Origin of the sequence: Micromonospora sp. NPDC047812, assembly GCF_040704175.1 — a bacterium.
Classification (GTDB): domain Bacteria; phylum Actinomycetota; class Actinomycetes; order Mycobacteriales; family Micromonosporaceae; genus Micromonospora.
Window position 1 is genome coordinate 532,116 of the sequence record NZ_JBEYRY010000005.1, and the last position, 13,886, is coordinate 546,001.

General features: G+C 74.2%; 10 protein-coding genes. 6 read left to right on the plus strand and 4 right to left on the minus strand.

Features of this window, described 5'->3' with window-relative positions; all coding sequences use genetic code 11:
- Positions 1 to 62 precede the first annotated feature (62 nt).
- Complete coding sequence (locus AB0883_RS21890) at positions 63 to 701, minus strand: SIS domain-containing protein (protein ID WP_366642996.1); 639 nt, start codon at positions 699 to 701, stop codon at positions 63 to 65.
- Between the two features lie 3 nt (positions 702 to 704).
- A complete protein-coding gene (locus AB0883_RS21895) occupies positions 705 to 1,403 on the minus strand; it encodes a GNAT family N-acetyltransferase (RefSeq protein ID WP_366642997.1) in 699 nt (232 codons plus the stop codon).
- Positions 1,404 to 1,502: 99 nt separating this feature from the next.
- On the opposite strand from AB0883_RS21895, the gene AB0883_RS21900 reads away from it, so the two are divergent.
- The gene (locus AB0883_RS21900) at positions 1,503 to 2,654 is read left to right on the plus strand and encodes a M20/M25/M40 family metallo-hydrolase (protein WP_366642998.1); all 1,152 of its coding nucleotides are present in this window, start codon (positions 1,503 to 1,505) and stop codon (positions 2,652 to 2,654) included.
- Between the two features lie 20 nt (positions 2,655 to 2,674).
- Here AB0883_RS21900 and AB0883_RS21905 read toward each other — a convergent pair whose 3' ends face one another.
- Positions 2,675 to 3,757, minus strand: coding sequence for a hypothetical protein (locus tag AB0883_RS21905; protein WP_366642999.1), 1,083 nt, complete (start codon positions 3,755 to 3,757; stop codon positions 2,675 to 2,677).
- A 343-nt stretch (positions 3,758 to 4,100) separates the two neighbouring features.
- Here AB0883_RS21905 and AB0883_RS21910 point away from each other — a divergent pair, with 343 nt between their 5' ends.
- The 4 genes from AB0883_RS21910 to AB0883_RS21925 all read left to right on the plus strand — a co-directional run bounded on the left by AB0883_RS21910 (position 4,101) and on the right by AB0883_RS21925 (position 10,855).
- On the plus strand, positions 4,101 to 4,631 hold the full coding sequence (locus tag AB0883_RS21910; RefSeq protein WP_366643000.1) for an adenylate kinase: 531 nt from the start codon (positions 4,101 to 4,103) through the stop codon (positions 4,629 to 4,631).
- A 199-nt stretch (positions 4,632 to 4,830) separates the two neighbouring features.
- Complete coding sequence (locus tag AB0883_RS21915) at positions 4,831 to 9,174, plus strand: S8 family serine peptidase (protein WP_366643001.1); 4,344 nt, start codon at positions 4,831 to 4,833, stop codon at positions 9,172 to 9,174.
- A 243-nt stretch (positions 9,175 to 9,417) separates the two neighbouring features.
- Positions 9,418 to 9,840: a hypothetical protein gene (locus AB0883_RS21920; RefSeq protein WP_366643002.1), complete on the plus strand. Its 423-nt coding sequence runs from the start codon at positions 9,418 to 9,420 to the stop codon at positions 9,838 to 9,840.
- 142 nt (positions 9,841 to 9,982) lie between these two features.
- Positions 9,983 to 10,855: a peptidoglycan DD-metalloendopeptidase family protein gene (locus AB0883_RS21925; protein ID WP_366643003.1), complete on the plus strand. Its 873-nt coding sequence runs from the start codon at positions 9,983 to 9,985 to the stop codon at positions 10,853 to 10,855.
- Between the two features lie 116 nt (positions 10,856 to 10,971).
- On the opposite strand, the gene AB0883_RS21930 is transcribed toward AB0883_RS21925, so the two are convergent.
- The gene (locus tag AB0883_RS21930; protein ID WP_366643004.1) at positions 10,972 to 13,233 is read right to left on the minus strand and encodes a catalase; all 2,262 of its coding nucleotides are present in this window, start codon (positions 13,231 to 13,233) and stop codon (positions 10,972 to 10,974) included.
- Positions 13,234 to 13,347: 114 nt separating this feature from the next.
- Between AB0883_RS21930 and AB0883_RS21935 the strand changes: the two genes are divergently transcribed.
- A complete protein-coding gene (locus tag AB0883_RS21935; RefSeq protein WP_366643005.1) occupies positions 13,348 to 13,800 on the plus strand; it encodes a hypothetical protein in 453 nt (150 codons plus the stop codon).
- Positions 13,801 to 13,886: the final 86 nt, after the last annotated feature.

Sequence of the window (13,886 nt, forward strand, 5' to 3'; positions counted from 1 at the left end):
GTGACCGTGCCGGTCGTCCCGGGCCGGCCCGTCGGCGGTCCCTCCGCCTCGCCTGCGGTCGGTCACGGCTCCTCCTCGTGGTAGAGATCGAGTTCGGCGGCGAGGGCGTCGCGCTCGCGCAGGCGGCGGCCGGCCCCCTTCGAGCTGGCGATGGTCAGGGTGGCGAGCAGGTGCAGCGCGAGCACCACCGGGGTGGGGGAGTTGGCGTAGGAGGCGCTGTCGGTGCCGATGACGATGCGGACGGCGGCGCTCCCGGCCAGCGGCGCGTCCTCGGCGTCGGTGACGAGGACCAGTTGACCGCCGTGTCGGACGTAGGCGGAGGCGACGTCGATGGTCTCGCGCCGGTAGCGTGCCATGCAGACGGCCACGAGCAGGTCGCCCTGGCGGATGTCGCTGAGCACGTCGAGGGGCCGCAGTGCCGCGCCGTCGACGAGGTGGACGCCGGAGAGCCCGGCGCTGAGGTCGGAGGCGAGCAGGGACGCGAAGCCGAGCGACTTGCCGTGGCCGAGCAGGTACCGTCGCCGGGCCGACACGATGAGCGCCGCGGCCCGCTCGATGGCGTCCTGCTCGGCGGCCCACGCCAGCGCCGTGGCGAACTCGGTGCGTTGCTGCTCCAGGACCCGCTGCTTGAGCACCTGCGCGGACCTGCGCTGCACGTTGCGGTCGAAGCGCTCCGAGGGCGTCGATCTTCTCGTGGTCATGCCTCAGTCCTGTGCGAACAGGTAGCTGACGCGGCCGGGGCGGTCCGCCCGCCGCGCGACGCCGACGAGCCGCCCGCCCGCGGCGAACCGGTCGGCCAACTCCTGGCGCAGTCGCGCCCGGTCGTCGGGCCTGCGCGCGGCGGTACGGTCGTCGGCGGGCGAGTCCACGGTCGCGTGCCCGTGCCCGGGTGCCCGGTTGCCGCCCCCGGGACGGTCGAGGTCCCACCGGACCAGGACCCGGTCGCTGCCGCCGTCGTCGTAGAAGTCGGGCAGGAAGCGGATCCCGACGGCGCCCAGCACGTGCAGGTTGAAGTGGACGTTGCGCAGCGCGTACGGGTCGAAGGTCCACCGCATCGTGTGCGCGCCCGCGCGTCGTGCCGCCTCGGCCTGGGCGTGCTTGAGCAGGCGGCCGACGCCGCGCCCCTGCGCCCGCGCGTCGACGACGGCCGCCTGCGAGTAGTGGTACAGCTCGCCGTGCTCGACGCCGGTGAAGCCGTAGCAGAAGCCGACGAGGGAGCCCTCCCCGTCGAACGCGCCGACCACGGTCCCGGCGTTCTCGCGCAGCGCGGCCAGGAGGCGGGGGCTGACGGCGTGCTCGGGGCCCTGGTAACCGAAGACGGCCCGGTAGAGCGCCGATGCCGCCGTCCATTCGGCGAGCCCGGTGAGGTCACGCGCCACGATTCCCTGCGGGTCAGCGGTCATCAGCCACTCCCATGTGAAAGATAGCGATCGTATGTTCCCCCATGCTGCCGGTGTCCGAGCCTGTTGACAAGGCCTCGCGGCGAGTCATACGGTCCGTATGTGTCGTCATCGCCGTCAGGTTCCCGCGCCGCGCTCGACGCGCTGCACCGCTACACGCTGCACGAGTCGCCGACCGGTGACCGGCGGGCGCTGGCCGCGCTGGCCGACGTGCTCGACGCCGACGCCGCCCGCGCCGGCTTCGACACCGCCCGGGTGCCGCACCCGAGCGGCGACCATCTGGTCTGGACCCTCCCCGCGCGAGGGGTCCCGGGCGACCCGGTGCTACTGCTGACCCACTACGACACCGTCTGGCCGGTCGGCACGCTGTCCGGCATGCCGTGGTCCGTCGAGGGGGACGTCGTCCGCGGCCCGGGCGTGTACGACACCAAGGCCGGGATCGTCGCACTGCTCGCGGCGGCGGCACGCGTCGAGCGGCAGAGCGCCCCGCACCCCGAGATCAGGGTCCTCGTCGTCGCCGACGAGGAGATCGGCTCGCCCACCGCCACCGGGCTGGTCCGGGCCGAGGCGGCCCGGGCCCGCGCGGTGCTCGGCCTGGAACCGCCGCACCCCGGCGGCGACCTCAAGACCGGCCGGCGCGGCAGCACCCGGGTCCGCATCGGGGTCACCGGGATCGAGGCGCACGCCGCGCTCGACCCGGGCGCCGGAGTCAACGCCATCGACGAGCTCGTCGACCAGCTCGTGCGGCTCCGCGCACTCGTGCAGGGCCGGCCGGTCCTGCTCAACACCGGCACCATCGCCGGCGGGGGGCGGACCAACGTGGTGGCCGGCGAGGCCCACGTCGAACTGGGACTGCGCTTCAGCGACCCGGCGGACGAGGACGCCGTCCTCGCCGGCCTGCGGTCACTGCGTCCGGTGCGCGACCGCGCCCGGCTCGACACCCGGCTGCTCTCGCACCGGCCCACCTGGCGGCCGGACGAGGCGGGGGCGCACCTGCTCGACCGGATCGTGGGCATCGCCGCCGACCTCGGTCAGGGCGGCCTCGCCGGTCGCCCGGCGGACGGTGCCGCCGACACCAACACGACGGGTGCGCTCGGCCGCCCCACCGTCGACGGGCTCGCCCCGCCCGGTGGCGGCGCACACGCCCGGCAGGAGTGGGTCTCGACGGCCGGCATCGACGCGCGCAGCGACCTGCTGGCCGCCCTGTTCACCGGCCTCCACACCGCGGCTCCGTCCCGTGGGGACGGCGCCTGACCCGGGTACCCGGTCGCGGGTCAGCGCGACCTGGCGCGCCGCGCGCGGGTCAGCGCGAGCAGCCCCACGGCGATCAGCGCCAGCCCGAGCGCTCCGGCTGCCACGAGGTAGCTGCCCACGGCACCGGGGCGGCCGGTCGCGTCGCCGGCGGCGCGGGTCGTCGGCCCGGGCGTGCCGGACGGGGCGGGGGACCCGGCGACCGCCGGCAGCGGGTAGCGCCGGACCGCGGGCATCGTCCCCGGCGGCTGGTCGGCGGTCTCGGACACGGTGAGCAGGGACCGCCCGTCGCGGCTGTAGGTGACCGACTCGCCCTGCGGCTCGTCGGGCAGCGCGATGATCCGTGGCGTCCCGCCGGTCAACGCGGTGACCACGTCGCCGTCGGTCACGTCGAACTCGTACGCGTCCGCGTAGGTGCGCAGGACGATCCGGCGCCCGTCCGGCGCGGTGGCGGCGCCGGTGACCGCCGTGCGTCCGAGCGCCCCGAACGGGTTGCTCGTCGCGGAGGCCGGCAGCCGGACCTGCCCCACCTTCACCAGCGGCGCCGTCGTACCCGCACGTAGGGCGCCGCTCGGCGCGTACAGGTTGGCCGAGTACTTGGTCACGACCACCGGCCGGTCGTCGCCGGTCACGAGCAGGGCCTCGGCGTCGTGCGGACCGTCCGGATAGGCCATGCGGTACAACACCGGCCGGTCGGCTCCCGGCGGCAGCTTCCACACCGCGATCGTCTGCCGCGACCTGTCGTTGTCCCCGATGTCCGCCACCCAGACCGTGCCGTCCGCGCCGACGGCGAGATCCTCGGTGTCGCGCGGCCGGGACGGATAGGACACGGTCCGCACGACGGAGCACCGATCGTCCAGGAAGAAGATGCGGCGGCGGGCCTCGTCGTCCGCGCCGTCGTTGACCATGACGAAGCCGTCGTCCGTGGCGACCATGCCGGAGATCTCGCTCAGCCGGCCGCCGCGCACCTCGCACACCGGCGTCCCGGGGGCCGCCGAGGATGTCGGGTCGGCCACGGCACCACCGGGGGCCGTCACGACGGCGAGGACGACGACCGTCCCCGCCGCGACCCGCAGCCGCCGGGTCCCGTTGCCTCGTCGCCTCACCAGCAGTCCCTTCCAGTGCCGGTCCGCCCCGTCCGGCAATCCGGTGCCGGTGCGCGCACCGGCGATCCACTCCCACCGACCCGGGCGTCACGCCGTGTGCCGGGACCGGCTGCCGTCCGCCCGGCTCCGGTGCGTCGCCGGCCCCGACGTGAGCGGCGTCCGGGCGCGTGAGCAGGGGATGAGTGTATGACCCGGTGGCGCGGCCCCGGTCGCGGCCCGCCGTGCCGGCGACCCGGACCGCCCCCGTCGCCGCGGCCGGTGACGCCACCGCCCGCCGCACCCGCCCGGATCGAGACGCGACCGGGCCGGGACCCGACCGGCGTCGGCGACGTACGCTGCCGCGATGACCGCACCGGCCCGCATCCTCGTCTACGGGGTGTACGGCGCCGGCAAGTCCACCCTGGCAGCGCGGTTGGCCGAGCGCCTCGGCTCGCCGTGGCACCCGGTCGACGACCTGCTGTGGCAGCCGGGCTGGGTGGAGGTGCCGGTCGCGGAGCAGCGCAGCCGGATCGAGGCGGTCTGCCGACGCGACCGCTGGATCCTCGACGGGGCCTACCACGGCTGGCGCGACGTGGTGCTGGCGCGCGCCGACCTGGTCGTCGGCCTGGACTACCCGCGCTGGCTCTCCTTCTGGCGGCTGCTGCGGCGCACCGCCCACCGGCTGGTCAGCGGCGAGGAGATCTGCAACGGCAACCGCGAGTCGCTGCGCAGCGTGCTGTCCCGGGACTCGATCCTGGTGTGGCACGTCACCGCGTTCGGCCGGGCCCGGCGGCGGATGCGCGCCTGGCAGGCCGATCCGACCGGGCCGCCGGTGCTTCTGTTCCGCTCCCCGGCGGCCCTGGAGGGCTGGCTGTCCGAACTGACCCGACGGTGAGGACCCGTCCCGCAGGCCCGGCGGGCGGTGTTCCCCCGCGCGCCCCGGTGAGGTGCGCGGATGGACGGACGCCATTGCCTCGGCCTGCGTGATCACCTAGGTTTCACACGATCGCACCCAGCCGCACCGAGCACTCCCCGGCTCTGGCGAGGCAGCGAGACAGCACCGATCGCGCCGCTCAGTGACTTAGGAGCTCACCGTGGCACACTCCCCCTCCCGAAGAACGTTCCCCTCCCGCTGGCGGACACCGGCCCGGCTGGTCGCGGCGGTGGCGGCGAGCACCGTGCTGCTCGCCGTGGCCCCCGTCCCGGCCGTGGCGGCACCGCTGCCGGCGGGCGACACGACAGCCGGGGCGTCAGCGCGCCCGGCGGCGAGCAGGGCGCAGCCCAAGAGCGGGCTCTGGCTGGTGAAGATGGACAAGCCGTCGGTGGTGGCCGCCTCGCGGGCGAGGTCGGCACGCACCGGCGGGATCGACACCCGGTCCGCGGCGAGCACCTCCCACGCGCAGGAGCTGGCGCGGCAGCAGGACACGCTGGTGGACGAGATGGAGGCGGTCCTGGGCCGCTCCGTGCGGGTCGCCCACACCTACCGCAACGTGGTGAACGGCCTGGCGGTCGAGGTCAGCGCGGACGAGGCGGCGCACCTGTCCGGCCTGCCGGGGGTCAGCGCGGTCGTACCCGACGAGGTCCTGGAGCTGACGACAGACACCAGCAACGCGCTGATCCAGTCGCCCGCGGTGTGGGAGGGCAGGACGGCGGAGAACGTCGGCACCCGTGGCGAGGGTGCCATCGTGGGGATCCTCGACTCGGGCATCAACCCCGAGCACCCGTCGTTCGCGGCCGTGGACGGCGACGGCTACCGGCACACCAACCCGTACGGCGCGGGCAGGTACACCGGCGTCTGCGCCCCGACCCATCCCCAGCACAAGCCGATCTGCAACGACAAGCTGATCGGCGCCTGGTCGATGGTCGGCACCGACGCCCGGGACGACAACGGCCACGGCAGCCACACCGCCTCGACCGCCGCCGGCAACCGGCACGAGGCGACCATGACCGTCGGCACCAGCACGCACAAGATCACCGTTTCCGGGGTCGCGCCGCGGGCCAACGTCATCTCGTACAAGGTCTGCATGGCCCTCGGCTGCCTCTCCTCGGCGACGATCGCCGCCGTGGACCAGGCGATCGCCGACGGTGTGGACGTCCTCAACTACTCGATCTCCGGGCGCGACGACCCGTGGAAGGACCTCGTCGACCAGGCGTTCCTGGAGGCGTACTCGGCCGGCATCTTCGTCGCCGCCTCCGCCGGCAACAGCGGCCCGGGCGCCAGCACCGTCGCGAAGACCGCGCCGTGGAACATGTCCGTGGCCGCGGTCAGCCACGAGCGGGTCATCGCCCACCGGCTCGACGTGACGGGCCCGACGCCCGTCCCGGCGGCGCTCACCGGCATCGCCGCCGTGATCGGGGAGAACTCGCCGAACCCGCCCATCGAGGGTGAGATCCGGTACTCCGGCACCGTCGACGCGACCAACGTGCAGGCCTGCGTTCCGTTCCCGGCAGCGGCGTTCAGCGGCAAGGTCGCCCTGCTGCCCCGGGGCGGCTGCGACTTCTCCGTGAAGGTCAAGAACGCCACCGCCGCCGGCGCGACCGGCGTGGTCGTGCACAACCAGTACAGCGGCCCGCCGATCACGATGGGCGCGCTCGCCGGGACCACCATCCCCGCCGTGATGGTCTCCCTCGCCGACGGGCAGCGGCTGCGCGACCACGCGGCGGCCACCGACGGCCCCGTCACCGTGCGCGTCGACCCCGGCAGCGAGGTGCTGCGCGACGGCGACTGGACCGACGTCGTGGCCGACTTCAGCTCGCGCGGACCCAGCAAGTTCGACATGCTCGCGCCCACCGTGGCGGCCCCGGGCCGCAACATCCTCGCCGCCACCATGGCGGCGAAGGACAACCCGGCCACGTACGCCTTCATGCAGGGCACGTCCATGTCGTCGCCGCACGTCGCCGGCGCCGGCGCGCTGCTGGCGGCGCTGCACCCCGACTGGTCGCCGACGCGGATCCGGTCCGCGCTGGCGGTCACCGCGGACCGCGACGGGGTGGTCAAGGAGGACGGCCGCACGCCGGCCGACGCGTTCGACATGGGCTCCGGCCGGATCAACCTGGCCCAGGCCGCCCGGACCGGCATCGTGCTCGACGAGACCGCCGCGAACTTCGCCGCGGCCAACCCCGACGCCGGTGGCGACCCGCAGACGCTGAACCTGCCGGCCGTGGTCGAGCACCACTGCCTCAAGGTCTGCACCTTCACCCGGACGGTGTCCAGCGTGGCCAGGGTGGCCGCGACCTACCAGGTGGCGGCGCAGTCCCCGGCCGGGGCGCGGATCACGGTCGCCCCGACCCAGTTCACCCTGGCGCCCGGCGCCAGCCAGCAGCTGACCATCACCCTGGACGTCACCGGGACCCCCCGCAAGAACTGGCTCTTCGGTGCGATCGACCTGACCACCGACGCCCGGCACGCGCCGGACGGGCAGCCGATCGCCCAGGCGCACTTCCCGGTCGCCGTGCTCCCCGCGGCCCCGGACCTGACCGTGGACAAGACCGCGCTCAGCTCCAGCATGGACGTCGCGCGGAGCGAGAGCCACACCGTCACGGTGGGCAACGCCGGCGGCGCCGAGCTCACCTGGCGGGCGACCGGCGACGGCGACGACTGCGCCTGGCCGAGCTGGGTCAGGCTGACCCCGGCGCAGGGCACCCTGGCCGCGTTCAAGAGCCAGGACATCCGGATCACGCTCGACTCGACCGGCCTGGACGACGGTGGCGTGTTCAAGGCGAACCTGTGCCTGGCCAGCAACGACCAGGACCAGCCGGCGACGACGATCGCGCTGGAACTGACGGTGGTGCCGGTGCCGAAGATCGAGGTGGCGCCCAAGTCGCTCTCCGCGCGGCAGCCGGCCGGCCTGGTCACCAGCCAGAAGTTCGCGGTACGCAACGCCGGGCACGGCGTGCTGGACTGGCGGCTGGACGACCCGGACGCCGGCCCGAGCGACGAGCGGATCCAGCTCCTGCGTGACGGTGTCCTGCTGATCCCCAACTCGGGCAGCGCGACCCGTGGGGTGATGGCGTTCGATCCGCAGACCGGCAAGCAGATCGACCCGCAGTTCATCCCGCACTTCAAGTTCGACCCGACCAGCAACCTCTACACGCCGTTCCAGGTCGTCGCCAAGCCGGACGGCAGCGGCTTCCTCATGTCCGACCAGGTCAACTCGGTGGTCACCGAGCACGGCCTGGACGGCAGCTTCCGGCGCGTCTTCGCCCCCGCCGGCGGTGCGGGAGACCCGACGGTCATGGGCAACACCCGGGGCGTCGCGCTCTCGCCGCGCGGCACCGTGCTGGTGACGGTCGCCTCCCAGGCGAACGCCAACTCGGTGGTCGAGTTCGACGCCGACGGGAAGTTCCTCGGTACGTTCATCGCGCCGGGGGCCGACGGGCTGAAGGGACCGTGGGGCATCCTGTTCCGCGGCGACGACGTGCTCGTCTCGGCCAGCGACAGTGACGCCATCCACAGCTTCAAGAAGGACGGCTCCGCCGCGAACGCCCGCTTCTTCCAGGGGCTGAGCTGGCCCGGCCAGCTCGTGGAACTGCCGAACGGCAACGTGCTCGCGGCGAGCTGGGGCAGCGGCTCCACCCCGGGAGTCTGGGAGATGGACCGCGACGGCAAGCTGGTCGGCGTCTACACGCCGCCCGGCGGAAGCGGATACCAGGGCGTGCACCCGCTCGGCAACGGCAACATCCTGACCACCAGCTCCAAGGGGGTCCACGAGATCGACCGCTCCGGCCGCCTGGTCGAGGTCGAGAACGACAAGGGTGCCGCCCGGTTCATCACCCACGTCCGGCTGCCCGACCTGCAGCCGTGCGTGACGCCCGACGAGGTGCCGTGGCTGACGGCGTCCCGCACGTCGGGCGGCACCGGTGCCGGCCGGTCCACCGAGGTGACGCTCTCGATGGACAGCACCGGGCTGGCCGCCGGTACCTACCGGGCCCAGCTCTGCGTCACCAGCGACGACCCGTCCAACCCGCTGACGACGTTGCCGGTGACGCTCGAGGTCACCGACCAGACCTGCGCCCAGGTCGTCAGCGGTGAGCGTCGGGGTCCGCTGCCGGTCGACGGTGGGGTGACCTGCCTCGCGCCGGGTGCCACGGTGTTCGGGCCGGTGACCGTCGCGAAGGGCGCGGGCCTGATCGCGCTCGACGCCAGCGTCAGCGGCCCGGTGACCGCCACCGGGGCCACGGTGGTGGAGTTGACGGGCAGCACGGTCGACGGCCCGCTGTCGGTCACCGGCGTCACCGGTTCGGTGCTGATCAGCGGGACGCGGGTGACCGGGCCGGTCAGCGTGGTCGACAGCCGCACCGGCGACACGCCGGTCGTGGTGTCCGGCAACCGGATCGACGGGCCGCTGCGGTGCGTCGGCAACCAGCCGCCACCGGTGGACGGCGGGGTGGCCAACACGGTCAGCGGCCCGACGTCCGGCCAGTGCCGCGGGTGGTGAGCGGACCTCCCGACCCGGCCCGCCGGTGACGAGGCCAGGCCCGCCGGTGCGGTCGCCGTCGCGACCGCACCGGCGGGCCGCCGTCCCCGCCGGCGGCGACCCTTCCCGCCGCAACGACCGCCGTCCGGCGCGTGGCTCCCGCCGGCCCCGGCCCCGCGCGTGCGCCCGGGTGCGAAGGATCCGCCCGCGCGGTGAGTACGCGGGCTCACGTCCCGCGGCCCCGGCTCCGCCAGGCTGTACGGCATGACCTCGTCGACACCCGCCGCCCGGTCCCGGTACGCCGTCGTGCTCCTGACGGTGGTCTGGGTGGGGGCGTGCCTGGCGTTGCTGTGGTGGTTGTTCACCATCGGCATGGAAGGGTGGGCCGACCACCACTCGAACGGTGGCGGGCGGGCGGCGGAGATCGGGCGGCGCTCCGCCCGGGCGCTGCTGTTCCTCGCGGCGACGGCAGCGGGCGGGCCGGCCGTCATCGCGTCGGTGGCGTTCGGCTGCCGGTACCGCCGCACCGGGCTGGTCTACCTGTTCCTGGCCGTCGTGGTCGCGGCGGCGCTGACGCCGGCGGTCGTGGATGCCGCGCGCACCCTCAGGCCGCCGGCCGCGCCCGTCCCGGCGCCGACCACCTGCCAGGAGCACAGCGGCGGTGACAACCGCTGCCCGGGCGGCTGAGCGACCCGGTGGTGCGGTCGCGGCGCCGGACAAGACGTCGCCCGTGACCCGACGCCGTGGCGGAGCGGCCGGTCGACAGATTCATTCGTGGCTATGTATCGTCACTGGCCCGACCGGCGTACCGATCAGCAGGGAGCACGCGATGGACCGTCTCGACCAACCCGGATGCTGCGGCGACGGCCCGGCGGTCGCCGGTGTCGACCGCCGCGCGGTGCTGCTCGGCGCCGCCCTCGGCGCGGGCGCCCTGGCCGGGCTGGCCGTTCCCGGCCGCGCGTACGCCGCGCCCGCCATCTACAACCCCTTCTCCGGCTACCCCGTCACCGGCACCTGGCAGGACCACCTGAACCGTGGTTCGCTCGGCGGCGTCGACTTCGGCATGCCGGTCGGCACCCGCCTGCCCGCCTGCGGCGCGGGCACGATCCAGAACATCCCGTACAACGGCACGGGTGGGCACACGGTCACCATCCAGCACGCGGACGGGTACCGCAGCCAGTACATGCACCTGTCGCAGTTCCTGCTCGGCAACGGCGCGGCCGTGTCCAGCGGCACCGTCGTCGGTCTCTCCGGCGGCGCGGCCGGCGCGCCGGGCTCGGGCTCGTCGACCGGGCCGCACGTGCACTGGCACATGATCAATCCGGCCGGCGTACGCATCAACCCGCTGGCCTACATCGGGCAGAACCCCGCACCCGGGCGACTGCCCAAGACCTCCACCGAGCAGGACGGCATCCCCGGCACCATCTTCTACCAGCGCATGCAGAACTGGCTGCGGCTCACCGCCGGATACACCGGCCCCATCGACGGCGTGCCCGGGCCGGGCACCTACGCCGCCCTCCAGCGGGCCATGCGGGCCTACGGCTACACCGGACCGATCGACGGCCAGCCCGGCCCGAACACCTGGCGGGCCGTGCAGCGCCTCGCCTCCGGCCACGGCTACACCGGCCCGATCGACGGGGTCATGGGGCCCAACTCGTGGCGCGGCTTCGCCCGCTTCCTCAACCAGGACAGGTGGGACTGACCGCGACAGCCCCGCCGCACCCGCCGGACGGGCGGCGACGCGGCGCGGGCCGGACGCCACGAGGGCCGTCCTCCCGGTGCTGCGGGGGGACGGCCCCTCGTCGACGGACGAGCGTGTCAGGCGACCGAGGCGGGGAACCTCTCCCACACCCGGTGGGCGGCCATCAGCTGCTGCACGGCGGTGAGGACCTCGGCGCCGGAGCCGCCCGTGACGACGCCGGGCGTGCCGGCGACCCCCGCCTGCCGCAGCACGTCGACGCCGGCGCCCCACGCGCCGATCGCCTTGGCGTGCCGCCAGCACTCGTCGACCAGCAGCAGCACCCGCGGATCCACGGCGGCGGAGTCCGCCGCGCCGGCCTTGGCGTCGCGCGCCGGCGACGCGTCCGGCGCGGGCGCCGGCGCCCCGGCCAGCAGGAGCACGTCGAACTCGACCGAGCGACCGGTGGCGAAGGTCCGCTGCACGGGCAGGCCGCCCACCAGGCCGCCGTGCGGGGCGACGAGGAGCGGCACCATGCCGGCGGCGATGACCGCCCGGCGTACCTCGTTGACGCCGTCGAGCCCGGCGGCGGGGTCGACGACGATGCCCACGGTGCGGCCGTCGGCCGGCCACTGCCTGCCCACCTGCGACAGCGCGGGGCTGGGCGCGGGGTCGACGAGCGGCACGGTCGGCTCCGGCGCGGGAAGACCCAGCCCGGTGGCGACCTCCGCGCACAGCACCGGGTCGATGTTGGCGAGGCACTGGAGCTGCCGCTCCCGGATCGCCTGGTGGTAGCACTTGCCCAGCTCGAAGGTGTAGGCGCGGATGATGTGCTCCTTCTCGACCGGCGACATGCTCAGCCAGAACAGGCGGACCTGGCTGTAGTGGTCGTCGAACGAGACCGGGTTGGCGCGTACCTTGGGCGCCTCCGTCACCGTCACCGGCACGTCGACGAACGCGCCGTCCTCCTCCCCGGCCGGGAAGGGGTTGCCGCCGTCGAGCGAGTTCGGCCGGTACGGTGCGACCCCGGCGTGGACGGCCTGCTGGTGGAAGCCGTCGCGCAGCATGTCGTTGACCGGGGCGTGCGGGCGGTTGATTGGGATCTGCGAGAAGTTCGGCCCGCCCAGCCGGGTGAGCTGCGTGTCGACGTACGAGAAGAGCCGGCCCTGCAACAGCGGGTCGTTCGTGACGTCGATGCCCGGCGGCAGGTGGCCGACGTGGAAGGCGACCTGCTCGGTCTCGGCGAAGAAGTTCGTCGGCGTCCGGTGGAGCGTCAGCCTCCCGACCGGCTGCACCGGCGCCAGCTCCTCCGGCACGATCTTGGTCGGGTCGAGCAGGTCGATCCCGGCGAAGGTCTCCTCGGCAGTGTCGGGGAACACCTGTAGGCCCAGCTCCCACTCGGGGAAGGCGCCGGCCTCGATGGCGTCGTAGAGGTCCCGGCGGTGGAAGTCCGGGTCCACGCCGCCGAGCAACTGCGCCTCCTCCCAGGTCAGGGAGTGCACGCCAAGCTTGGGCTTCCAGTGGAACTTGGCCAGCGCCGTCTCACCGGCGGCGTTGACGAGCCGGAACGTGTGGACGCCGAAGCCCTCCATCATCCGGTACGAGCGCGGGATGCCCCGGTCGGACATGTTCCACATGGTGTGGTGCTGCGCCTCGGTGTGCAGGGAGACGAAGTCCCAGAAGGTGTCGTGCGCGCTCTGCGCCTGCGGGATCTCCCGGTCGGGGTGCGGCTTGCCGGCGTGGATGATGTCGGGGAACTTGATGGCGTCCTGGATGAAGAAGACCGGCATGTTGTTGGTGACCAGGTCGAAGGTGCCCTCGTCGGTGTAGAACTTCGTCGCGAAGCCGCGGGTGTCGCGGACCGTGTCGGCCGAGCCGCGCGAACCGAGGACGGTGGAGAACCGCACGAAGACGTTGGTCGTCCTGCCCTTCGCCAGGAAGCCGGCCTTCGTCACGCCCTCGGCTGTGCCGTAGGCCTCGAAGACGCCGTGCGCGCCGGCCCCCCGCGCGTGCACGACGCGCTCGGGAATGCGCTCGTGGTCGAAGTGGGTGATCTTCTCGCGCAGGTGGTGGTCCTGGAGCAGGACCGGACCGCGCGGCCCGGCCTTCAGCGAGTGGTCCGTGTCGCGCAGCCGCGCTCCCTGCGACGTCGTGAGGAAGGCGCCCTGCTGACCGTTCGCCGTCGTCGGCGCGCCGGTCGCCGCGCCGGTCGGCGTACGGGTCTCCGGGGCGCCCTGTTCCTTCTTGGGCGGCAGCGGATCGTGTGGCGTCGTCGGCTCCTCGACGGTCGGCGGGGCGCTGCCCGGCGCGCCGGGCACGTCCGGGGTCAGCGCGTCGGCCACCTTCCCGGCTGCGGCCTCCACCACGTCCTTGACCGCCTTGGCGGGCTTGCTGGCATCCATCTGGCGAGTTCCTCCACGAATACGGTGTTGAGCAGGCGTCCTGGCCCGTACCCCGAGCCGGGCGGCGGAAACGGCGACGCGCCGGCGGGCCGCCGTCTCGCGTGTCGTCCGCCCGTGGGCGCCGGTCTACTCCGTCGTCCGTTCCTGCTGCCGCGCCTGTTCGCGCCGCTGGACCTGCACGACCCGCCCTGGCTCACGTGTCCGCTGGGTCATCCCCTCGCGGAGAGCGGCCTCTTCCTCCGTACCGGGGAGCTCGCGCGTTTCGCCCAGCTGCTCGTGCGGGAGGGCCGGTGGAACGGCCGGCAGGTGCTGCCCGCGCGGTACGTGCGGCGGATGGCGGGGGAGCGGGTCGACACGAGCGCCGTCACTTGCGGCGAGCCGTACACCCACGGAGACGGGCTGGGCGTGTGGATCGACCGGGCCGACACGTACCGGCTGGACGGTCGCTACGGCCGGTACGTGGTGGTCAGCCCCGCACGGCGGGCCGCCGTCACGGTGACCGCGCACGCGGAGCGCGACCAGGAGCTGCTCGCCGCGATCCACGAACTCGTCGTCGCGCGGCTGTGACGCGCCGGTGCCGTCGCCCCCCGGGGGGGGGGGGCGCCGGCGGGGGGGGGGAGGAGGCGGGGCCGCCGGGGGTTTATGCGGGGTGG

Excerpts from the sequence above, each read along its gene's own strand:
- AB0883_RS21910 (WP_366643000.1), top strand. The coding sequence starts at position 4,101 with ATGACCGCACCGGCCCGCATCCTCGTCTACGGGGTGTACGGCGCCGGC.
- AB0883_RS21930 (WP_366643004.1), bottom strand. The coding sequence starts at position 13,233 with ATGGATGCCAGCAAGCCCGCCAAGGCGGTCAAGGACGTGGTGGAGGCC.
- AB0883_RS21925 (WP_366643003.1), top strand. The coding sequence starts at position 9,983 with ATGGACCGTCTCGACCAACCCGGATGCTGCGGCGACGGCCCGGCGGTC.
- AB0883_RS21920 (WP_366643002.1), top strand. The coding sequence starts at position 9,418 with ATGACCTCGTCGACACCCGCCGCCCGGTCCCGGTACGCCGTCGTGCTC.
- AB0883_RS21895 (WP_366642997.1), bottom strand. The coding sequence starts at position 1,403 with ATGACCGCTGACCCGCAGGGAATCGTGGCGCGTGACCTCACCGGGCTC.
- AB0883_RS21890 (WP_366642996.1), bottom strand. The coding sequence starts at position 701 with ATGACCACGAGAAGATCGACGCCCTCGGAGCGCTTCGACCGCAACGTG.